Source organism: Mesorhizobium sp. YC-39 (assembly GCF_025753795.1).
In the GTDB taxonomy this organism is placed as follows: Bacteria; Pseudomonadota; Alphaproteobacteria; order Rhizobiales; family Rhizobiaceae; genus Mesorhizobium.
Window position 1 is genome coordinate 42,031 of the sequence record NZ_JAOWPS010000010.1, and the last position, 22,610, is coordinate 64,640.

11 protein-coding genes and 7 pseudogenes are annotated in these 22,610 nt (G+C 60.1%); 12 read left to right on the plus strand and 6 right to left on the minus strand.

Features of this window, described 5'->3' with window-relative positions; translation table 11 throughout:
• Positions 1–88 precede the first annotated feature (88 nt).
• The 6 genes from OHD62_RS32490 to ssuD all read left to right on the plus strand — a co-directional run bounded on the left by OHD62_RS32490 (position 89) and on the right by ssuD (position 7,815).
• Positions 89–1,174: an HlyD family secretion protein gene (locus OHD62_RS32490; protein ID WP_263791451.1), complete on the plus strand. Its 1,086-nt coding sequence runs from the start codon at positions 89–91 to the stop codon at positions 1,172–1,174.
• Positions 1,175–1,206: 32 nt separating this feature from the next.
• Complete coding sequence (locus OHD62_RS32495; protein ID WP_263791453.1) at positions 1,207–3,363, plus strand: peptidase domain-containing ABC transporter; 2,157 nt, start codon at positions 1,207–1,209, stop codon at positions 3,361–3,363.
• Between the two features lie 541 nt (positions 3,364–3,904).
• On the plus strand, positions 3,905–4,912 hold the full coding sequence (tauA, locus tag OHD62_RS32500; protein WP_263791454.1) for a taurine ABC transporter substrate-binding protein: 1,008 nt from the start codon (positions 3,905–3,907) through the stop codon (positions 4,910–4,912).
• A gap of 67 nt (positions 4,913–4,979) precedes the next feature.
• On the plus strand, positions 4,980–5,774 hold the full coding sequence (locus OHD62_RS32505) for a taurine ABC transporter ATP-binding protein (RefSeq protein ID WP_263791456.1): 795 nt from the start codon (positions 4,980–4,982) through the stop codon (positions 5,772–5,774).
• Entirely contained in the window at positions 5,771–6,619 is an 849-nt protein-coding gene (locus OHD62_RS32510; RefSeq protein WP_263791458.1) for an ABC transporter permease subunit, read from the plus strand. The genes OHD62_RS32505 and OHD62_RS32510 overlap by 4 nt, the downstream gene beginning before the upstream one ends.
• Positions 6,620–6,663: 44 nt before the next feature.
• Positions 6,664–7,815: an FMNH2-dependent alkanesulfonate monooxygenase gene (gene ssuD / locus OHD62_RS32515; RefSeq protein ID WP_263791459.1), complete on the plus strand. Its 1,152-nt coding sequence runs from the start codon at positions 6,664–6,666 to the stop codon at positions 7,813–7,815.
• 471 nt (positions 7,816–8,286) lie between these two features.
• Here the strand turns inward: ssuD and OHD62_RS32520 are convergent, their stop codons facing one another.
• The 3 genes and pseudogenes from OHD62_RS32520 to hemN form a co-directional block, all read right to left on the minus strand.
• Complete coding sequence (locus OHD62_RS32520; RefSeq protein ID WP_263791461.1) at positions 8,287–9,717, minus strand: hypothetical protein; 1,431 nt, start codon at positions 9,715–9,717, stop codon at positions 8,287–8,289.
• A 197-nt stretch (positions 9,718–9,914) separates the two neighbouring features.
• Positions 9,915–10,133, minus strand: a pseudogene (locus OHD62_RS32525) (ATP-binding cassette domain-containing protein); the annotation flags it as partial.
• 1,042 nt (positions 10,134–11,175) lie between these two features.
• Positions 11,176–12,507, minus strand: coding sequence for an oxygen-independent coproporphyrinogen III oxidase (gene hemN, locus OHD62_RS32530; protein WP_263791463.1), 1,332 nt, complete (start codon positions 12,505–12,507; stop codon positions 11,176–11,178).
• Positions 12,508–12,745: 238 nt separating this feature from the next.
• On the opposite strand from hemN, the pseudogene OHD62_RS32535 reads away from it, so the two are divergent.
• From OHD62_RS32535 to OHD62_RS32545, 3 pseudogenes are all read left to right on the plus strand, one after another.
• Positions 12,746–12,958 (plus strand): annotated as a pseudogene (locus OHD62_RS32535) (hypothetical protein); the annotation flags it as partial.
• Positions 12,959–12,996: 38 nt separating this feature from the next.
• Positions 12,997–13,332 (plus strand): annotated as a pseudogene (locus OHD62_RS32540) (IS66 family transposase); the annotation flags it as partial.
• Positions 13,329–13,520 (plus strand): annotated as a pseudogene (locus OHD62_RS32545) (IS110 family transposase); the annotation flags it as partial. The pseudogenes OHD62_RS32540 and OHD62_RS32545, both read left to right, overlap by 4 nt.
• 1,181 nt (positions 13,521–14,701) lie before the next feature.
• On the opposite strand, the pseudogene OHD62_RS32550 reads toward OHD62_RS32545, so the two are convergent.
• Together OHD62_RS32550 and OHD62_RS32555 are read right to left on the minus strand one after the other, a co-directional pair.
• Positions 14,702–14,976 (minus strand): annotated as a pseudogene (locus OHD62_RS32550) (TauD/TfdA dioxygenase family protein); the annotation flags it as partial.
• Between the two features lie 431 nt (positions 14,977–15,407).
• Positions 15,408–15,674, minus strand: coding sequence for a DUF4143 domain-containing protein (locus tag OHD62_RS32555; RefSeq protein ID WP_263791465.1), 267 nt, complete (start codon positions 15,672–15,674; stop codon positions 15,408–15,410).
• A 479-nt stretch (positions 15,675–16,153) separates the two neighbouring features.
• Between OHD62_RS32555 and OHD62_RS32560 the strand changes: the two genes are divergently transcribed.
• On the plus strand, positions 16,154–17,095 hold the full coding sequence (locus tag OHD62_RS32560; protein WP_263791467.1) for an IS110 family transposase: 942 nt from the start codon (positions 16,154–16,156) through the stop codon (positions 17,093–17,095).
• A gap of 552 nt (positions 17,096–17,647) precedes the next feature.
• On the plus strand, positions 17,648–18,808 hold the full coding sequence (locus tag OHD62_RS32565) for a porin (protein ID WP_263791481.1): 1,161 nt from the start codon (positions 17,648–17,650) through the stop codon (positions 18,806–18,808).
• 575 nt (positions 18,809–19,383) lie between these two features.
• On the opposite strand, the pseudogene OHD62_RS32570 reads toward OHD62_RS32565, so the two are convergent.
• Positions 19,384–19,527: pseudogene (locus tag OHD62_RS32570) on the minus strand (transposase domain-containing protein); the annotation flags it as partial.
• A gap of 285 nt (positions 19,528–19,812) precedes the next feature.
• Between OHD62_RS32570 and OHD62_RS32575 the strand changes: the two are divergent.
• Positions 19,813–22,610 (plus strand): annotated as a pseudogene (locus OHD62_RS32575) (hypothetical protein); the annotation flags it as partial.

Genomic DNA, 22,610 nt, shown 5'->3' on the forward strand with positions numbered 1-22,610 from the left:
TACTGAACACAGATCGGCAGTTCCCCTTCCTCCTGAAATTGCCAGCTACACTGTAGAGAGCATTCTCTCCCGACGATCAGGACGATCTTTGATCATCTATTGGATGATTGTGCTCTCTGTGGTTGCGACATTGGGGTCGCTACCACTCATCACCGTAACGGTCTCTGCCCAAAGTGCCGGTATCATTCGCCCCACGATCGAGAAGACGCCCCTGATCGCACCTGTCTCCGGACGAATTTCCCGTATCCTTGCCGTTGAGAACGATCCCGTTGCTCAGGGGCAGGAGATCCTCACCCTCGATGATGAGGTGGTTGAGGAAAAGCTCCTGGCGCTTACAGGCGATATCCGCGCTAAAAGCGATCTTGCCCGTGACCTCGAAACCCTGATCTCCTCCGGCACACAGGCCAAGGACCCGATCCGCCTCCTGACCGAGTTCGCCACGGCGGAGCGGGCACATTTTCTCAACCTGCTGCGGGAGAACCAATATGCCCGCAGTAATGCGGCAGCGGAACTCGACCGCGCTAAGCAACTGCTCTCCGCTGCCGCAACGCCCGCAAAGGTGGTTGACGAGAAGGCTTTCGCCCTCCAGAGCATTGAGATTCAGGGCGAGATCCTCGCCCGGCGCAAATCCGCTGAATGGAACCAGCAGCTCTTCGATATTTGCCTACGCCTCAAGGAACTCACGGCCACCTTGCATCAACTCGAGAACGAACGGGATCTGACCCGCATTCGAGCCCCCGTGTCAGGCGCTATTGAGGAATTCTCCGGCCTCACCCCCGGTAGCTACATCCAGGCGGGGCAAACCGTCGCTTGGGTCTCGCCGGACGGCGGACTGGTGGCGGAAATCTACGTCTCCCCCAACGACATCGGCTTCGTGCGGCCGGGCCAGTCGGTGCGGCTCCAAGTGGATGCCTTCAACTACAATCAATGGGGTGTCATTGATGCGACAGTACTCGACGTGGCGCAGGACTTCACCCTCCATGACAGGAGCCCGGTCTTCAAGGTCCGTTGCGCGCTCTCTCGCAACTATCTCGTTCTCAAGAACGGCGTCACCGGTCACCTGAAGAAAGGCATGACCGTGCGGGCCCGCTTCCTCGTGGCCGACCGCACCCTCCTGCAACTCCTCTACAATGAGATCGACGATTGGCTCGATCCGCTTCTGGCGGGCCGCTGATCCTTCATTTTTCCAAACGCCAGCGAGCCGCCATGTCGAGCAAGGTCATCAAGTTCAAGCAGCGCGACATCACCGATTGCGGGGCCGCCAGCCTTGCCTCTGTCGCGGCCTTCTATGGCCACAAGCAGCCATTGTCGCGCATCCGCCAGTATGCCTCGACCGACCGCTCCGGGACCACCGTGCTGGGCCTCACGGAAGCGGCCCGGAAGCTGGGGTTCGTTGCCAAGGGGGTGAAGGGCGGCTTCGACAGCCTATACAAAATCCCCAAACCCGCTATCGCGCACGTCGTCGTCAAGGAGGTCCTTCACCACTTCGTCGTCATCCAGTCGATCGACGCGAGGTGGATCACCGTCATGGACCCAGCCTATGGCGAAATCCGCAAGATGCCACACGAGGAATTCAAGACGCAATGGACTGGCGTCCTGGTGCTCTTGGTTCCGGCAGACACCTTCAAGCGCGGCGAAGAGACCACCTCGCCCCTCGCCCGCCTCGCCAGTGTGCTTGCGCCACACAGGGCGGTGATGGCGCAGGCTCTCGTCGGGGCACTGGTGACGACAATCCTCGGCCTCTCGACGGCTATCTACGTCCAGAAGGTCGTCGATCATGTGATCACAGCGGGCAACCGCAACCTCCTCAACCTGATGAGCGTCGCTATGGTGCTGATCCTGGTGGCGCAGATCCTGATCAATCTCCTCAGAAACCGGCTCGTCCTGCAAACGGGGCAGAAGATCGATGTCTACTTGATCCTCGGCTACTACAATCACATCCTAAGCCTGCCCCAGAAATTCTTCGACAGCATGCGCATGGGCGAAATCGTCTCCCGCATGAACGACGCGGTGAAGATCAGGAGCTTCCTGAACGACGTGTCGATCAACATGTTCGTCGACGTGCTGGTGATACTGTTTTCGTTCGGGCTGATGTGCATCTACTCGTGGAAGATCGCCTTGGTCGTGGCGATCTCCATCCCGTTGTACCTCTTCGTCTATTGGACCATCAACCGGCTGAATAGGAAGCGCCAGCGCGCCATTATGGAGAATGCCGCCGATCTGGAGGCGCAACTGGTGGAATCACTTGGAGCTGTCTCCACGATCAAGACCTCCGGCATGGAGAGCTTCGCCAACTTCAAGATGGAGACCCGCTTCGTCAAGATGCTGCACTCCGTCTACAGCTCCGGCCTCATCTCGATCTTCGGAGATAATGCCTCGACTTTCGTCTCGACCATATTCACCATCGTGCTGATGTGGTTCGGAACGAGGCTTGTCCTCGATCAGACCGTAACGCCCGGCGAATTGCTGTCCTGCTATACGTTGCTTGGCTATGTCACCCGACCGGTTGCCAGCCTGATCCAAACCAACCGGATCGTTCAGGATGCCTTTATCGCGGCGGATCGCCTGTTCGAGATCTTGGACCTGGAGTCGGCAAGCGGCGGGGGCATCGATGCCACCAAGTCCGACCTTGGCAATGTCTGTTTGGAAAACGTGACGTTCCGCCATGGCGCGCAGCCGCATCTTTTCGAGGATCTCAGCGTCACCTTCCGTCGGGGCGAGATGACGGCCGTGGTAGGGGAAAGTGGCTCCGGCAAGAGTACCCTTGCGGCGCTGCTGCAGAATGTCTACCCGCTTGAGGGTGGACGCATCCGGATCGGCCCCTATGCCCTCCAGGACCTCTCGACCGAATCGCTGCTCAAGGTTGTCGCAGCGGTACCGCAATCGATCGACGTGTTCTCGGGCTCGGTGATCGAGAACATCGCCCTTGGCGAGTTCGAGCCGGACATGGAGAAGATCCTGCAAATCTGCGATCAAATAGGGCTACGGGAGTTAGCTGAGCGCTGGCCCGGTGGCTTCCAGGCCTATCTTGGCGAGAACGGCCTACGCCTCTCCGGCGGCGAGAAGCAACGCCTTGCATTGGCTCGGGCTCTCTACCGGGATCCAGAGATCCTGATCCTCGACGAGGCGACCTCCTCTCTTGACTCGATCGCCGAAGCGTTTGTCCTGGGGGTCGTTGAAGATCTGCGTCGGGCTGGTAAGACCATCGTGGTCATCGCTCATCGACTCAGCACCATTCGTGGGGCCGACAAGATCGTGGTCTTGGAAAAGGGGCGGGTTGTTGCGGAGGGAAGGCATGCTGATCTGCTGACAGCTGAAGGCGCTTACGCTCGCCTGTGGCGGGCGCAAACCGGATCCAGTTGACGGGTTCAGGTGGGGGTTATCGCAGAATTTCCGGGATCCTAGGCACGACCATTCCAGGCAGGCGATTGGGCGCCGCCTGGGCGGGCCACCTCGACAATCTCCTGAACTCCGGCGCAACGCAGCGAATTTCTCACGATTACCATTGTAGGAGGCGAGCCAGCGTTCGAGACTGGTGGCGAAACCGGATAGAAGTTAGCTTTGTCAATTCCTTATAGCGGGACATAACCGAGAACCACGCAGTAGGTCGCCTCGTGTTAGTCCCGGACGATAAATTGCTATGATGCTGCGAACGCTATTGGTCTTAACAACCAGCGCGCACGCGACTGAGCCCATAAACCCGAGGAATTGAGAACGCCGCGTTTTGGGGCGGGCATCATTTCTAGAACGGCTTCGTGGCCTTTAAGTTGGTCAATTTTTCAACCCAAGACGCGTTTTCAGGATTTCATTTCTGTTAAGTCTATAAAATTAGTGGACTATAATCCGTGGTCCCCACGATGGGGCTGGCAATCGAGGCCATGACCTCCTTCAAAGGATTACGCCCATGCGAAAACTGATTTCCGCTGCCCTTGTCGGGCTTGCCCTGGCGGCCAGCTCCGCTGCAGCGCTTGGAGCCGACAAGAAAGTCGTCATCGCCTACCAGACGGGTGCCAATCCGTACAATCTCGGCATTGCCAATGGCGATCTTGCCAAGAAGACCGGCTGGAACATCGAATTCCGCCGCTTCAATTCAGGCGCCGACATTTTCGCCGCCATTGCATCCGGCGACGTCCAGATCGGCGATGTCGGATCGAGCCCGTTCGCCGCTGCCGTCAGCAGGGGCATCGACGTGAAGGCGTTCTACATCTCGTCAGTCTCTCGTGACGGCGAAGCCCTGGTGGTGCGGCCCGAGATCAAGTCGCCGGCCGACTTGCGGGGCAAGAAGCTCGCCGCAGCACCCGTCTCGACTGACCATTACCAGCTTCTCGCCGTACTCAAGCAGGAAGGTATCACGGAGAAGGAAACCCAGGTCATCGCCATTCCGCAGCCCGAAATCGTCGCTGCCTGGAAGCGCGGTGACATCGATGGCGCCTTCGTCTGGGATCCGGCACTCTCCGAACTCAAGAAGAACGGAAAGGTCCTGCTCACTGCCGGCCAGGTCGCCGATCGTGGCGCTCCGACCTTCAGCGCACTTGTCGTGACCGGTGAATTCGCCAAGGCCAATCCCGACTTCCTCGGCCAGTATGTCCGGCTGATCGATGGCTACACAACGTCATACCTGACCAACCCAGCTTCCTGGGGACCGGACTCCGAGAGCGCCAAGGCGATCGCCAAATTGCAGGGCGGCACGGCGGCCGAGAATTCGGAGCAGCTGAAGACGACGGTTGTTCCGCCACTCGATGAGCAGGTTTCCGATAGATGGCTGGGCGGTGGTGACAAGAGCGCCGTCGCGAAAATCCTCAAGGACACTGCGGGCTTCCTGAAGGACCAGAAGAAGATCACCGCCATCAAGGACAGCTACGCCGCAGCCGCCGACCCGCAATATGTGCAGGCTGCCAAGGCCTCCAACTAGACATCCATGAACGACATTCGGTTCTGGCTGGCGGCAATCTCGCCAGCCAGACTGCCTGGAGGCCACCATGCTTCGAATTCGCGACGCCAGCGTCACCTTTCCAGCTTCCGACGGCCAGGACGTTCACGCGCTCGATCACGTCTCGCTCGACATTGCACCTGATTCCATCGTCGTCGCCGTCGGAGCTTCGGGATGCGGCAAGTCGACATTGCTCAACGCGATCGCCGGCTTCCTGCCGCTCAGCGAAGGTTCGATCACGCTGGACGGAAAGGAGATCGTGGCGCCGGGCGGCGATCGTGGCGTGGTTTTCCAGAAGGATACGTTGCTGCCCTGGGCCAATGTGCTGGACAACGTTGCTCTCGGCCTGAAATACCGGGGCGTGCCGCGCGGCGAACGCCATGAGCGGTCAAGGCGTCTGCTGGAACTGGTCGGGCTCGCCGATTTTGCCGAAAAGCCGCCCTATGAACTGTCCGGCGGCATGCGCCAGCGCGTCGGCATCGCGCGAGCCCTGGCCACCGATCCGAAGATCCTGCTGATGGATGAGCCGTTCGGCGCCCTCGACAGCCTGACGCGCGAGACAATGCAGCAGCTTCTGGCCTCGGTCTGGGCCAAGACCGGCAAGCAGATCCTGTTCATCACCCATTCCATCGAGGAAGCCCTCACGCTCGGCACGACCATCGTTGTGATGTCGCCCCGACCTGGCCGTATCGTTGCCCGGTTCGAGGCCGATTTCGTCCGCGAGTTTGCCAGGAGCGGCGACATCGGGCCGATCCAGTCCCACCCTCGTTTCATTGAACTGCGTCAGGAAATCCGCTCGCTGATCCACCAGCCGGAAGGCGCCCGCACAGGAACCTTGCAATGACGCTTGCCGCCAATTCCCCGACTTCGTTCCCACCTTCGACGACCCAGCGCAGGCCTTCCCTCCGGCCACGCCGATCCGCGTCGACAAGCACGCTCGGCATAAGCCTGGTCACGCTGGCTGCACTGATCGCGTTGTGGTTCATCGCCGCGCGCTTTGGCTGGGCGTCGCCGCTGTTCCTGCCGTCGCCAGCCGAGGTGTTGACCCAGTTCAGTGCCGTCTGGGCCGACGGTTATGCCAACGGCACGCTGCTCGACCACACACTGGCAAGCCTGGGCCGTATCGCTGCGGCGCTCGGCGTCGGCATTTTCCTTGGCATTCCGCTCGGCCTGCTGATGGGCCTCAATCGCTGGGTCAAAGGCATCTTCAGCGTGCCGATCGATCTCTACTGGGGCTTGCCGCCGCTGGCCTACCTGCCGCTGCTGATCATCTGGCTGGGCATCGGCGAGACTTCCAAGATCGTGCTCCTGTCGCTGTCAACCTTTGCCCCAATCTGCTTTGCCGCACAGGCCGGTGTCCGGTCAGTGCCGGCTGAACGCATCAATGCCGCGCTGTCGCTCGGCGCCAGCCGGCTGCAACTGTTCACCAGCATCATCCTGCCGTCCGCATTGCCGGAAATCATGACCGGCCTGAAGATTGCCATCGGTGCCGGATTGTCGACGCTGGTCGCGGCCGAGCTGATCGCGGCCCAGTCGGGCCTTGGCTACATGATCATGTCGGCGGCCAATTTCCTCGCCACCGACGTCGTCTTCGTCGGCCTCATCGTCATCGCCATCCTTGCCTTTGCCTTCACCAGCGGCATGCGCTGGCTGGAGCACCGCCTCATCCCCTGGAAGGGCAAGCTCTGAGGCTTACCTGCCCACCCATTCCACATCGCTGAAGGAACAATCCGATGCCCAGCAAGCCGCTCGACCTCTACTGGTACCTGCCGACGCATGGCGATGGACCGTATCTCGGCACCGACGAGCGCCACCGCCCGGCAACCTTCGGCTATCTCAAGGAGATCGCCCAGGCCGCCGACCGGCTGGGCTTCAAGGGTGTGCTGCTGCCCACCGGCACGCGGTGCGAGGACGCCTGGATCGTCGCGGCCGGGCTGATCCCGCTGACCGAACGGCTGAAATTCCTCGTGGCGCTGCGGCCGGGCAGCGGAACACCGGCGCTGTTTGCGCGTCATGCCGCCACCCTGGACCGCATCTCCGGCGGCCGTGTCCTGCTCAACGTCGTCACCGGCGCGGATCCAGCCGACCTCGCCGGCGACGGCAACAAGCTCGGTCATGACGAGCGCTATGCGCAAACCGACGAGTTCCTGACCATCTGGCGGCGCATCCTTTCGGGTGAGCCAGCGGATTTCGAGGGCAAGTACCTTTCTGCCCACGGCACCGACATTTCCTTCCCGCCGGTTCAGCAACCCCATCCGCCACTCTGGTTCGGAGGCTCTTCCGACGCCGGTATTGCGATCGCCGCCAAGCATGTGGACGCCTATCTGAGCTGGGGCGAACCGGTGGACCAGCTTGCTGAGAAGATCGATCGCGTGAGGAAAGCAACGGCTGCACAAGGCCGCACGATCCGTTTCGGCCTTCGCATTCATCTGATCGTACGCGAAACGGAGGATGAGGCCTGGGCTGCCGCTGACCGGCTGATCAGCCACGTCACCGACGACCTGATCGCCGAAGCCCAGAACGGATTTGTCCACATCTCGGAATCCGTTGGGCAGAAGCGAATGTCGGCACTTCATCAGGGCCGGCGCGACCGGCTGGTTGTCGGTCCGAATCTGTGGGCTGGACCTGGGCTGGTGCGTGGTGGCGCGGGAACGGCGCTGGTCGGCAATCCCGACAATGTTGCAGCGCGCATACGTGAGTATCAGGACATCGGCATCGAAACGATCATCGCGTCCGGCTACCCGCACCTGGAAGAGGCGTTCAACGTCGCCGAACTGCTTTTCCCCAAACTCGGGTTGAGTGGCGAAGCCGCACCCGTGGAGCGAAGCTGGGACGTCGAGTTCGGACGCGGTGTGCCTTCCAAGGTCGCCGCATCCGCTTCGTAGGGCACGCCATTTGTTAATTCGCCAAGGTTGGCTTCAAGCGACAAACGGAAGTTTCGGCAACTTAGCGCGCGCCGTACCAGCGGCCCACCAGCCGATTGTCGGCCTCTGATTCATAGGTGAACTTCCTGAGGCTCTCACCTAATAGCTGCTCTGCGCAGCAGTCGGTCGTTGAGGTCAGCTTTGCCGATCTTTGACATAGTCTTCCAGGACGATGTGGTGGGTGGGTCTAGAATGCGCTGAACCTGGCACGCATTACGATCGGCAGCCCATTCTCTGTCTTGCCGACAATTAGATGCGTGGCCCCAGGAGGCAAAGAGCCGTCGGGATTGGCCTCTACGGCTTCGCCCCGTTCGATCAAACCTCGTACGAACGCGGCTTTCTCGGCGTCGTCCGGGACGACTAGATCGGCCTCCCTTTTAGATGGCACCTTCGCTCTCTCAATCAAGTTCCACTATCATATTGCCCAACTTATCATTGGCATCTACAGCCGCAATCGAAAAGCAGCCTATCCAAGCGCGCGCCGCCGGGGGCCATCACCAGCCGATGTGACTTTAGGTTATGTCCGTGATCCAGCCGAGCCTCAGGCAAGACCACCTTGCCATAGTCCACGCGACCTCGGCAAAACAGATCGTCGACGAACATCTGAGCCGCGGTCGCTGCGCCCAGAGGCTGTACCGAAGACAAGTCGCCGGCCGCGCTTAATGCGACGAAATGGCAACTCTGAGATGGCGTCTTGACGAAGAGCACCCCGCTGATGCCGTAGTCGTCTGCGGGCAACGCTGTCTCGGCCAGGTCTTCCTGTGCGGCAGTGGGGGCAGCCACGGCAGCTCGCGCCGGCGGCACATAGGCAATACTCGCTGCGGAGTGCAGAGAGAGGATCAAACGACGCACGTAGATTGCCTTGATGATCGGCGGGTATCTGGCATCCACCGAGCCAGCTGCGATCACCATATTCGCGGCCACTTGGGCGTACCAGTTGGACACCACCGGCGAAGCTTTGATCGCAGTTATGAGAATGCCAGCCAGATCGCTTGCAACTGATAGCAATTCAGCCTCCGTCGGCATCGCCGGATTTTGCGCCTTGGCGGAAAGAGCCGTACCGAGCGACTCGAAGAACGCGCCTGTAAAAACTCGCGAGAACGAGTGCGGCTCGGAGGAAAGGTGTGCTGCCGGAGCGGAATTGGGGAGCGTGCTCGGATCTTGGTACGCAAAGGAATTCACTGCGTTGCGCAGGCAGTCCGCATCTACAGTGTCCGGATGCCGCGCGCGGATGGCCGCTCCGAGCTGCTCAGCGAGGCGAGAAAGCCGTGAGTTCCTGTACAGGCGGCCGCCTGTATCCTCCAGTATGCTGGTGCGGAGCGACGGTAGCTGGATGGCCGACAAGATGGCGCTGATGTCCGCGAAAGATTCATGGAATGCCGCGACTTCCTGGCTGCCTACGTCCCACAACTCCGGCTTAAAGGAGTCCAACACCGCGTGTCCCATCTCGTGGCAAACCACATCGGGGCTCTCTCCCGAATAGACGGTGCCCGTTGGAGAGTGGCCGTGGAAGAAGTTAAGCGCCGTGCGATCATAATAGGCGTTGAGATCGACTCCTTCGTCGAGGATGACCTTCAGCGTCGCACCGACCTGCCACTTCGTCAGCGGAACGCGCGCCGACCAGAAGTCTGCGCCCCGTCGCAACGCTTCGGCTGCAGTCCAATACCTGAAATCGGCCGCTCCGGGAGGATATACGCTTGGCTTTGGAGCAGGCTTGGGAAACCCAAAGGCAAGAGGCTTCCTGGAAAGGTCTGGAATGGGTCGGCTAACCAGTACCCCCGTTCCAGGATCGTCCTCCCATACGGAAACCGAATTGCTTCCCTCCGTCTTGGCCGTCTTCATCGAACCTTTCGCCTTCGCCACTGCCTCCTCCTCTTTGGTTTCGATTGAATGGCACTTCGAATTGCTCGCCGCAGCGGTGCCAAATTGGTGCTGTCCGCCTTCGTGTGTCGGAGAGCGTTCCACGTCGCAATTAGGAGGCAAAGCGGACACGCTCTGGCAGCAATTTGGCCCCAAGACGCGATGGAGCATCAACCGTGCCGCGCCGCCTCGACCGCGGCGAAGGCGACGTTGCGGAGCACTGTCAGCCAGAGCAGCAGGCGGGGTTCCTGGAAGATCACTGCGCGTTCGGCAGACCCCATGCACCGGTTTGCCGTCGATGGCGCCACGGCCGCTGTCGGCGGTCTCCAGTCCGACAAGAATGCGCGACAGCATGGTCTTGCCCGAGCCGCCGGCGCCGTGATGACCAGGCATTCGCCCGACCGGACGTCGAGGGGTAGCGGCGAAGCATCGAAGGACTTTTCTACACTACCGGCACGGTGCTGGTCTCGCGGCTCGGCTACAATTTCTGGAACACGCCGCGCTACCGCATCGGTGCTCTTGTCGGCTACAACTTCTGGAGCAAGAGCTACGACGCCGTCGGTTGCGCGCAGCGGATTTGCGTACCAGCCATCCCAACCAACGTCGGTATCATCAGCCAGGACAACGATTGGCATCGCTGCGACTCGGCCTGGCCGGGCAGACGCAACTCACCGAACGACTCAGCCTCTCTGGCGACGTGGCGTTTCGGTTCACGCGGCTTGACGGCAAGGATCGCCACCATCTGCGCCCCGGATCAACCCGCTTCCCGACGACGGCGACGGGCATGGCGTCCAGCTCGAGGCGGTGTTGAACTACAAGGTCACCAATTTGTTCAAGATCGGCCGCTGCTAATGCGCGGCATCTACTGGCACCGCGCATTTCGAGGAGACGCCGCTCGGGGGGGAGGCCGAAGGAACTGCATTGGGAGGCTGAGCGGTATGGCGTGTTCGTGCAGGCAAGCCTCAAGTTCAACTGAGAAAGCACCGCCAGCACCAAGTTGCCGTTGGACAATCCACAGTGTTGTGAGAAGCCGCATGCTCACACTCTCCTCAACTGCACCAAGACGGCTGAGGCTCCCGAATGGGGACGGCAGCTGTGGCAGCTCGCACACGAGGCGTACGCCCTTAAAGCGCAATCACCGTAGTTGGACGGAGGAGGTCTAGCACGCGGTCCCGAAGCGGCTGCCATTCCCTGCGCAGATGGAACTGTTCGGGGCGTGGGCGGAGCAGCGGTCTCGGCCTATCGCGGTCGCACAGGGTGCGCTCGCCCTCACGGTCCGACTGAATGTCTGCCCCCGGCTGTATGGGCTCGATTTCCAGATTCGCGCGCGCGAGATCGGCGGGAGGCGGAACGCCCCGTTTAGTTGAAGTCGCCCTGGTCTTACCTTCTGCAACGGCCAACGCCGAGGTATCGTCGCCCTGCAGAACGGCCCGGAGACCTGTCCGCCCATAGGGCGCGCCGTTACGGGACAATCCGGTCGAGAAAAGAATCGAATGCAGCAGCAACAGAGCGAATCACAAATCGATGCTCCGGCCGCACGCGGATAAAACCCTTTTCGATGTCCACTATCCCGTCCTCGGCCAGCATAGCCAAGCCTTTAGCTGAATCGAGCAAACGGATCGTATCAGATCCGTGGGCAGCACAGATTGCAGGCACATCGGCCTCAAGATCGCACATTAGTCGCTCGATGATTGCAGCTCGCACGCGGTCGTCGTCGCTAAGGCGGCAGCCCTTTGACGTCGCCAGACGGCCAGCTGCGACGTGTCCGATATAGGACTCCCGTGTAACCTCGTTCTGGACGTACCCCTCGCCGACACGGCCGATAGCCGAGGCGCCGAAACCGATCAGGGTTTTGCAGGTGTCGCCCGAGTAGCCCAGCGAGTTGCGCCGCAGGCGACCGGTTTTCTGGGCCAGCGCGAGCTCGTCATCCGGCAAGGCGAAATGGTCAAGCCCGATCTCTCGGTAGCCGGCGGCAATCAGCGTCACGGCCACGGCCGCCTCCTGTTCGGCGCGGGCAGCGCTGCCCGGAAGAGATGCGTCCTCGATGAGGCGCTGATTCTTTATGAAGGACGGAATGTGCGAGTAACCGAACACCGCGAGCCGGCTGGGGCGCATGGCGACCGCCGTCCTCGCGGTCTCGACGCAAGACTGCACCGTTTGATGCGGGAGACCGAACATGAGGTCGAAGTTGATGCGGCTTATTCCGTTGCGACGCAGCATTTCGACGGCGGCCACCGTTTGTGCTTCACTCTGGACCCGGTTGATCGCTTTTTGAACAATGGGGTCGAAGCACTGCACGCCGAGGCTCGCGCGGCTCACGCCGGCTGCTCCTAAGGCATCGGCCATCTCGGCCGTGAGCGTGCGTGGGTCAATCTCGACGGCGACCGTAGCTGTTTTCGTGAGCGCAAAGCGGTGGCGCAGGAATCCCATCAGAGCGAGGAAATCAGCTGGCCCGATGAGAGTCGGCGTTCCGCCGCCGAAATGAACGTCGCTCACAGGCAGCGCCTGCGGCGCTCGTTCTGAGACCAAACGGATCTCGTCAAGCAGCACCGCCAGATAGTTGTGGATCGGCGCATTATGGCGGGTGATGGTGGTGGGGAAGCCGCAATACCAGCACGTTGATCGGCAGAACGGAACATGGAAATAGAGTGACACCGGATCGTCAGCCGGCAGGTTCCTGAGCCATTCCTCATAAGCCTCGGCTCCAACCGCCCCAGAGAACTCCGACACAGTCGGATAGATGGTGTACCAAGGCAGGCGGGCCTCGCGATATTTTGTCAGTGAGGTTTGCAACAGGTACCGTTCCTATGCTGATGACTGTCATCCCTACCACCGCGCTCGCCTGTGTCTTTGCGCTATGTCAGTCCGTTCCGTCTTCACAAAACCTGTATTTCGCAGCAATGTTTTGGCTGGATGGTGATGGTATGAGCACCTCGCCGTCAGCAACAAGCGCACCATCACCTTCCCAAAGACACCGCCCCGCGTCCCCACGTAGCGTGAAGGCGGTTGATCGCTCATTTCGTGAAAGCGGTTGATCGCTCATTTTCAGCATGAATCATGCGGAGAATCCTATGAGCGACAGTATGAGCCATCATCGAACATTCGAGATTTTGACGGCGGAGCCTGTGCGTCCCGACGCAAGCCGCGCCATCGGTCGGACAAAGAGAAGGCACGGCTTGTCGCCGAAGCGTTCTCTCCAGGGGGCAATGTGTCGGCGGTTGCACGTTCCGAGGGACTGGACCCCTCGCAGCTCTATGCTTGGCGCCGCAAGGCGAAGCGGAACTGGGCAAGGTCTCCGGAAAATCCAAGACCGCCGAGGCGATCCGCTACGCGCTCACCCGGCGGGAGGCGCTGGAACGCTTTCCGATGGAGGGTCGCATCGAAATCGACTCCAATATCGTCGAGCGTGCAATCAGGCCCCAGACAATCACGCGAAAGAATAGTCTATTCGCCGGCAGCCAAGGCGGTGGACGAACCTGGGCGACGGTAGCCACCTTGCTGCAAACCTGCAAAATGAACAGCGTCGATCCGCTCTTGACCCGCATCGCTCAAGGCTGGCCGGCATCCGAGATCGAAATGCTCATGCCTTGGAACTTTAGGCCTGACGTAATCGGCTGACCGCTTACGAAGCACTCGTCGGAATCGATGTTGCGAAGCAGAGGAATGCCGTGGCGATTGCGGAAGCCGGCCGGGAAGGAGAGGTTCGCTACTTCGGTGAGGTCGATGCATCGGACACAAGCATGCGCCGCGTTATCCAACGGATCGCCGCCAAGTTCGATCGGATCCACCTCTGCTACGAGGCGGGCTCGCACGTGCGGCCCTATGCCGCCACGCTAACCGCAACACACGGCTGCGCAACTCGATCGGCCCCGGCGATCGCCTGTTGCCCAATCCGCCCTCAGACGCGCAATTCTCAACCGAGGACTCTGGCGTCAGCCGGTGCCGAAGCTGGTCACAGCATTTTGTCCGAGTCCGATTGACGACAATCTGTGTTCAGATCCAGACATCCTAGGGGTTAGGATCAAGCCGGCCAGAGGGCGACTCCTCCGATTTGTGGTCGCTGCTCACAACCCGTTTGGTGGCACGCCAATTGCATATTCATAGCCATGATACGTGTTCCGACATGGCCCGTCGCGCAGTCTTTAGCCCAGGAGTTCACATGACATTCGCCCGAACGCAATACAGGCTGCGCATCCCATGGGACGCCCCAACTCGGTTGGATCTCGCTGCGATCGGCATACAGGATTGCCATCCCGAAGACCGCTTTCAGCCTGTTGTCAGCTAGGGCTGCCATAAGGATTCTCGTAAAACAAACATTCAGGAGAACTTATGACTCGACCACATGAATATCGGCCGCTTCGCTGGCTGTCCCAACAGGACATAACACCAGATCCTCTTCAAATCCGTGATGATCCAAAAGGAAAACGAAACATGCCTACCTCAGAAAAAGACGCTGTGGGGCGCTCGAGGCTCCAGAAATTGCGGTCTCGCTGGCCACGAACGATACTTGCTGCCACGGCGTTGGCCATTGTAATGACCGCTCCAGCTCCAGCCGTCACCCAAGACGCTGGCAAGCACTACTCCGACCAAAGCTGGGGTGTTGAAAGCTGGAAAAGCTGGAGTTGTATACTTCGGCTCCTTTGCATTAGCGATCCACAGGTGAAATGATCGCTGTCGCAGGGGAAATGGGCAGCGCGGCACAAGACGGTCGTTCGCGTCGCTCAAATACATAAATATTCCCATGTTTCAGGCGCCGAGTTGCAGGCGGGCGACATGGTGGGGCGGCGAGGGACCTGTACCGCAGCAGCGTGGCCATGAGCAGCGACCCGAGCCATGCGCCACGCTACAGGAACTCGATTTCGGACCAAGCCTCAAGTCAGCAACTCGCCTTGCTTCTCGGAAAGCATAAGGCGTTGTGGGCGGATAAGCAGCGCGATATGGCCGCAGCGATCACGAAGCTTCATGATCTTTTCCCCTGTTCAGACGGTCAGGCTGCCTTCGCCGCCGGCTTGGCTGCCTTGACATGGGTTATACTGCGGCGACCTCGACGCCGACCGGAACGTCACCGTCAACCGTGGCGCGACGCACGACCCGGTGCTGGTCGCCATAGTCGTTAACCGCATGATGCTGGGTAGCACGGTTGTCCCAGATAGCGACGTCGCCTACTTGCCAGCGCCACCGCACGGTATTTTCCGGGGCAGTGACGTAGGACTGGAACACCTCGTAGAGTTTGGCGGAATCGCTCTTGGAAAAGCCTACTAGCCCGAAAAATTCAGGGTGGTTGGCGGATGTGGCGCAAGCCGTTGAAATGACGTAAGATTTGGTTGCTAAAGCCGATCCGAACCATTTCTCGGAGGCCACACCCGCCAACCACCTTGAATTTTTCGGGTTAGGTAGCAAACGCCACTAGATCCCTGGAACGCCGTTCGAAAGGTAAACCTGAAGAAGGACCAATTTAGTTGCTGCCTTAGGGGCCGTTCGAAGTACCGGATTCTGCTCTACCCGGGAATGACCACAGCATTGAGGTCGGCAGCGCTATCTTTCGGGATCCGAAAGATAACACGTGCTCTCCGAGATAAACGACGAAGCCGACCCCGCGGTAACCCTTGCCTGGTCCATCCGACAGAAACCAATCAATGTGCCGAAGTCATCGCGGCCGATTTTCGACGATGCCTTCATCTCGAAGAGGGCGATTAGCCGTCCAGGGGCTTCAGCGAGTATGTCAATCTCGCGGATGCCGGAGCGCCAATGCCATAGCGACAACGATTGGACTGGAACGGCAATGACTTTTCTAGTTCGATGCCGAAACTGTCAGACCCTCCTCGAAGCGCGGTGGCCAGTCCAGTGTCCATGAAGTGAAGCTTCGGCGCCTTGATCTCGCGTTTCGCCCTCGCCGAGGACCATGCGCCGAGACGCAAAACGATGCCAAGACGCGTGAGCGCGTCGAGGTAATCGCTCACAGCCTATGCCTGGTCGAGGAGATGCTGTTGGCCGCGGCAAACCGCCGGGTAGTCGCAAGTCGAGCATCGCTCGGACAGGGGACTTAACGATCGACCGAATTGGCATGTGCTGCAGCAAAAGGGAATGGGCCATGCACGAGCTTCCGATCCATTGACGGCTTACAACGGTTCGTGTCGATCTTTTCAGCCTTGCGAGTTCATTTGTCTGGACTGATTGGCAAGCTGATGCACCTCGCCCCGACCGAGGTGTGGCCCTGCGCCCTTAGGATTGTTTGAGAAGGATCGGGTAGTCTGGCGGCCGGGACTGCGGCCCATCACAGCCAGCAGTCCCGGCGGCAGGCGACCGCCCTTAGGACCGGGTAACACCCGACGTCATCATGGTCCCTGCCGTCTTTGTCCGCCATCGCTTGGAGAGTTGATGGCCGCTGGCTCGCGCCACGCCCGCAAACAATCCGAAGCCCGACAAGGATACCACCAGCATGGCCTTCTTGCACCAACAACCGCAAATGTGCCTCGGCTTCGACATCGCCAAGGACACCGTCACCGTCGCCGACGGGACTACCACCGGCACCATCCTCAATCAGCGCAGAGCTGTCCGTGCTTTCCTGAAGAGCTACAAACACATCGACCTTGTCGTGTGCGAGCCGACAGGCGGCCATGAAAGCCTGCTGCTCGAAGAGTGCCTGCGCGCCGGCATTGCCTGCCATCGCGCCGACACGCTCAAGGTCAAGAGCTACATCCGCTCCTTCGGCACGCACGGCAAGAGCGATGCCATCGATGCCGCGATGTTGAGAGCCTACGGCCGTGAACGCTGGGCAAAACTGTCCCTTTGGCAAGCTCCGGACCCCGACGAGACCCGCTTGCGCGCCCTGGTTCGCCGCCGCCAGGAACTCATTGCCATCAAAATCGCAGAGAAGAATCGTGCCAAGGCACCTGGCGGCCGCAAGCTCGCGACCTCTTTCGAGGCCGTGGTCAAAGTCGTCGAGCGCCAGCTCCAAATCATCGATGTCGAGATCCGCGAACTGATCGCCAACAGCAGCGCCCTTAAGCATCGAGCCGCCATCTGCACAGCCATGGACAGTCTCGGCCCGATCGTGGCGGCCAAGCTCTTGGCTATCCTGCCCGAACTCGGCTCCATGACACGCCGTAAAGCTGCAGCCCTTGCTGGCCTTGCACCACACCCAAACGACAGCGGACAAAAGCAAGGCTACCGAAAAATCCGCGGCGGACGCCCTGATGTCAGAACCGCGCTGTTTATGCCGGCCCTGCGCGCCGCAGCTGGAAAGGGCGAATTCGCCCCCTTCTACAAACGCCTCGTCACCAACGGCAAAAAGCCAATGCTGGCAATCGATGCCGTCATGCGAAAGATCATCGTTACCCTAAATGCAAGACTAAGGGACGCCGCCATTTCTCAGAGTTGATGACGCTTACTGAATGGGCCAATGCGTGCCGGCCTCGCTCGTGACCATCATGTCGCATCAGTGGGGCATCTCGCCTGACGCACCAGAGGTGCCACTGAATGATGTCTCAATGTCGAGGCTCTAACAAACAGAAGCTGTCGTCATTGAACGAAACTGTCGCTTATCGAACAGACGAACCATATTCGAGACGTTTGCTTTCGTTCTCAGCCCTGACCCTCAAGGCAAAAAAGAAGCAAGCGCGATCCAAGGTCCGCCGGCAAACTTGAGTGTCAGCGCGCAGCTACGTTGTCAGGATGGCACGTCACTTGCACGGTCAAATCTAGAAACCGTGACGGTCTGCTCACAACCAGCGGAGAAAACAACATGAAATAACAGCCTATTGCGCAAGGATATGGCTTCGATTCATCACATTTTTTCTTGAACCACCATCATGACAGGTGGGGGACACGGCGAAAAGCGCAGCTCGCACCGTTATCGATCCTGGGATCGTGGGACAGGGAAGGATTCGTGTTCGACGTCCTTCCCTTTTTAATCGTTGAACGGAGATCAAGAATGAACATTAGGAGCCTTCTCCTCGGCTCGGTTGGGGCCATGATCGCCGTTTCCGACGCTCGCGCCGACGCCATCGTCGTCGCCGAGCCAGAGCCCGCTGAATACATCAAGATCTGCGACGTCTACGGCTCGGGCTACTTCTACATCCCCGGCACCGAGACCTGCCTGCGCACCGGCGGCTATGTCCGTTACGACATCGGCCTCGGCGATGTCGGATCCTATGACCACGCAAGAACCTCGGCCGTCGGGGCCGGCGAGGATCAGGGCACATGGCAAAACAACACGCGCTTCACATTCCAAACTTGGACCGGCCAGGAGACCGAACTCGGCACGTTGAAGACCTATACCGAAACCCGCATGAACTTCGGTAACCACAACCCTTCGGGTCCGGACAATCCTCATGATCATGCCTTCAACGGAGGCATCACCTTGACTTACGCCTGGATTCAGCTCGGTGGCCTCCGAGTTGGCAAGGACTGGTCGGCCTTCGACATGTTTATTGGCTGCGCGGGCGACGTGTTCGATCAGATGCTTGTTCCGTACGGCGCCTTCGATACCAATGTGGTTCAGTACTATTTTGACGCGGGCAATGGCTTTTCGGCCGTGATTTCCCTCGAAGAAGGCTCGGGCGCGGTCGGCACCATCGACGGCTACGTTCCGCACGTAGTCGGCGGCGTGAAAAACACACAACACTGGGGCGCGATCACCGGCGTTGTCGCTTACGATAGCAACTACGACTCTGTGGCCAGCAAGGTCCGTGTCGACGTCAATGTCACCCACGAACTGTCGCTGTTCGGAATGTTCGGCTACGGCTCCAATGGCAAGCTCAACGATGACTCCACTAACGCAAGCGACGCTCATGGTCGCGGCTTCTACAAACATTGGGGCGGCAACTGGGCATTCTGGGCTGGCGCCAAATACAAATACAACGAGACAACTTCGTTCAACGTTCAGCTCTCGGGCGACCAACTCAAGAACTATGGTTTCGCTACGAACGTCGCCTATACGGTCGTTCCAGGTTTCACGATCACAGCCGAAGTCGACTTTGACCACTACGGCGACTTCCCCCTCGCGATGGTCGACCCTTCCAACGTGAACTGGACTAACGCCGACAAAAAGAACAGCGTCGGCGGCATCCTCCGTTTCGAACGCTCATTCTGACGGGATTGACCTTGCATCGCGGTGGCAATTGAGCGGACCAATCCCGCAACACTCTAAGAGAACAACGCATGGAAGCGCGGCGAGACTGGAAGCCTCGACCTCAGGCCGCTCCATGTTCGAGATCTGGTCCTCGACGATTGTGCAGGCCACATTTCATCGCTCGGACGTTCACAGCCAGGGCACGCGTGAGCTTGTTTCGGTCGTGCAAGGAAGCATCAAGGTCCCCGTCGGCTCAGAGACAATGACATTGCACGCAGGCAAAGCTGCGGCATCGTTGCCAATTTAGCCGCACTCCTATGCCGCGGACGATTAGCCTATTTCGTTTCGCTGGCAGTGCTCAAACTCGGAGACTCGTCCAGGATGATCGGCACCGGGTTGCCATGAGCGACTGCCCAGACAAAGTGGCGCCGAGCGCCTTGACGGGATGGGCGTTCAAACCGCCGATCCGGGCTTTGGTCGCGCGGTGACCGTCGATCACGGTGACCATTTCCGCAATCGCGCGACAGCGGTGTCAGAAGGCACTCGACGTGACCCATCGTGCCCATCGTTCCACACTGACAGGCGCGTTCGGCAGCCTACGTTGAGATGGTCAGGCGCTTCCATTCCCAGGGCAGTAGTTCGTGCAGACGCGAGGCGGGAAGATCGGCTATGCGGGCCAGGACGTCGGCAAGCCAGGCTTTCGGGTCGACGTCGTTGAGGCCTGCCGTGGTGATGAGGGTATTCGAGCGCATCAAGCAGCATGGACAGCGCCTGCATCTGCAACGCGATGCCGAACGGCAACCTGGTTGTAGAATCCCCATGGCCTCGGGTGAGCAGCCCACACCGGATCGCAGACTGTTCTCTTCGAGCGTTCGTGAGACGCTTTGCAGACGGCGAGGATTGTCAGCTTCTCGACAGCTTGCCCGAGTAGTTTTGAGCCTCCGGTGACCTATAAACGTGAGACCAGCTTGGACCTACCTAACTTCAATCCAACGGATCCGGCTTGGCGGGAGACGTTCGACGCCATGCAACGGCAGCAGGCGGCACACGCCGGGCACAATGGCTTTGAGCAGCACTTGCTGCGCGAGGCGCGCCGAGCCGATGCCGCGCCCGTCGCAGGGGTCCATGCGCCTCGGGACCGCTGTTATCCTCGTCTGTCTGATGAAGACCGGAGCCTCATCGACGCGGCGGTCAAAGCCGGGGTTGCGCGCCGGGATCTGAAAGGGCAAACGGCCAAGAGTTATGCAGCGACCCTTCGCAGATTAGCGGATGATCTCGGGTCGCAAGGCAAGACGCTTTCTGCGCTCGATCACCAATCCTTGATTGCTTACGCTAAAAGTTTCTTTGCCCATGACGGGACAATGGTGGCCGCGTTGACGGTGCTTCGTAAGCACCGCGATCCCAGCGCTCCTGCTGACGGACGTCTGCGTAATGACCCCCCTGTGGAAGACAAGAACCTCATCGAGGGGGCTGTAAAGGCGGCGGCGGCGCGCCGGGGATGGCTACCGAGCACGGCCCGGCAGTGTGATAGGACTCTTCGCAGATTGGCGAAATCCCTCGGCCCTGGCCAAACGATTACTGCACTCGGTCACAATTCCTTGGTCGCACATATCAAGTCATTCGGGGACCGGGATAAGGAGGCAATGAGAGCCGCGCTGACGGTGCTTCGTGAATATCGTGAGCCAGGTACTTTAGCTGATCGCAGGCCTCCCCATAATGGTCCCTCCATGGAAGGCGGGCGCCTCATCGATGATGTGGCTCGTGTCGGCGGACGCCCAGAGACGACACCCGCCACCGGGTTGAATATCATTCGTGATTGCCGCAGCAGCATCTGGGAGGGTCCTTTCGGGGCGGACGGCTCTCGGCAGGCGGAGGAACAGGCCGTCCAGTCGCCAGTGCTGTCTGTCAATCCAGAGGAGCTTCGGCGACTGTTGGACGATCAACCCGACCGCTCGCGGTCAAGTTTCAATTCAGCGGAGCTTTGGGAGGGGGTGGATCAAGCTGGTCAGCTGCCAGCCGACAGTTGGGGCACGGTGAACTTTTGGCAAGGTGTGCCCTCACCTCCCTATTCGCCGGCAGGCGCTGTTGATCAGCCAAGCCCAGCCCTCCCCTCGCCGGGGCTGGCTGTCAATCCAGAGGAGGTTCTGCGAGGGGCGGATCAGCCGGAGCAGTTGAGACCAGCGAAGAGGCAGAGGACGCTGAGCAATCCCCAAGGGGATGCCATTGAGCGGCAACTGAGCGCGATCGGCAATTCAGGCGGTCGCGTGCTGCAGGCCCCCATCCATCAACTGGCTTCGTCGTCAAGGGAAGCGCAGCCCATAATGCAGGGGAGCGGGCAAGATTACATACCAGCGCCGCACACCGGAGGTGGTGGGGCGATCTTAGGCGCCTCGGCGCTGCAGCCGGATCGTTCAACAACGGTTTGCGTAGGTGGCGACAAGCGTCCTCTTTATTCCGAAGATGCGTCCCTCATGGAGGGTCTCAGGGCGGCACTCATCGCCCGTGGGGCCAAGGACGGCACCGTCACGCTCCATGTGAATTGTCTTCTCAACTTCAGCCGTTGGCTCGTTGAAAACGACAAGCAGGGCATTGCTCCTCGGCTTCACGACAAGTCGCTGGACGACGACGTCAAGGAGCTCGAAAGAAACGGGGGGTCGTCGTCCATCGTTCCGGCTCTCAAGTATCTGAAGACATACCAGGCGGGCGCACTCGCGCCAACGATAGGACGTACTGTCCCGACTCCTTATCCCGACGACGCGGCCCTCATCAAAGAGTACAAATCAGCAGCGCCTTCGAGCGGGCTCAGTCCATATACCGCCATGAACTACGCAAGTGCCCTTAGCAGTTTCGGTCACTACCTGCGTCAAAACAACATGCCGGGCATTGCTGCTCGGCTTCATGACAAGTCGCTGGATGAAGATGTCATTCGCTATCCCAGTACCGACAAACGGGCCGGAATCGCACTGGCTCACCTTCGCAAGTCACTGCCGCGCAGCGAAGCGTTGGAACCTGAGCGCCAGATTGCCACCGTGCCGCGCGCTGCCGGATCTCCAGTGGCCCTCCCCGGGGAAGGTTACGATCAGGATCAACTTTGGGAGATGCTGGAAGAAGCTGGCCCACCGTCTTCCCTCGCGCCAACCGCGCGCCATTCCCAGGCCCCGGATTTCGGAGAGGCCGTTCGTCACTTGAACTGGCGCCACGCTCACCAGCGCGCGCCAGACGAGTTGATCGCTGCGCTGGACAGGAGCAACCTCATGCCGAACCAGGAGGTTCAACTGACCAGCTTTTTGATTGATGGCGAGCGCTACACGGCGGGTTGGTTGCCGCTAGGGGGTAGGCCGAGAACCCCACTCAATCCGCGAGGCGTTGCCATTCGCCTCAGATATCGACCGGAAGCCGCTCCGCTGCCCAACTCGCGGCCGGGGAATCCCACCTGGCCACAGCTGTTCGACCGGACGATGGAACCACCCAGGGCGGTTTCCGCAAGGGCTGAGGGGGCGGCAGGACTGAATGACGTTCAGCCCGTCCATCACGCCGAAGTTGGACCGATGAGTGAAGCTGCGTCAGCGGCCACGCCGAGGGCTCCGTCGGACATCTACGGCGGCCTTGACTCTCTGGTTCATTTGCCGGTCACTCCGCAGGAGCTGCGGGATGATGCTTACTATGCGCCGGGGTTCCCGCGCCTACCATCCGACGGTCAGCTCGTCCATCACGCCGAAGTTGGACCGATGAGTGAAGCTGCGTCAGCGGCCACGCCGAGGGCTCCGTCGGACATCTACGGCGGCCTTGACTCTCTGGTTCATTTGCCGGTCACTCCGCAGGA

What these genes read in the sequence shown, in the direction of transcription:
- OHD62_RS32495 (WP_263791453.1), top strand. Translation starts at nt 1,207, where the DNA reads ATGTCGAGCAAGGTCATCAAGTTCAAGCAGCGCGACATCACCGATTGC.
- tauA (WP_263791454.1), top strand. Translation starts at nt 3,905, where the DNA reads ATGCGAAAACTGATTTCCGCTGCCCTTGTCGGGCTTGCCCTGGCGGCC.
- OHD62_RS32505 (WP_263791456.1), top strand. Translation starts at nt 4,980, where the DNA reads ATGCTTCGAATTCGCGACGCCAGCGTCACCTTTCCAGCTTCCGACGGC.
- OHD62_RS32510 (WP_263791458.1), top strand. Translation starts at nt 5,771, where the DNA reads ATGACGCTTGCCGCCAATTCCCCGACTTCGTTCCCACCTTCGACGACC.
- ssuD (WP_263791459.1), top strand. Translation starts at nt 6,664, where the DNA reads ATGCCCAGCAAGCCGCTCGACCTCTACTGGTACCTGCCGACGCATGGC.
- OHD62_RS32560 (WP_263791467.1), top strand. Translation starts at nt 16,154, where the DNA reads ATGGCCTTCTTGCACCAACAACCGCAAATGTGCCTCGGCTTCGACATC.
- OHD62_RS32565 (WP_263791481.1), top strand. Translation starts at nt 17,648, where the DNA reads ATGAACATTAGGAGCCTTCTCCTCGGCTCGGTTGGGGCCATGATCGCC.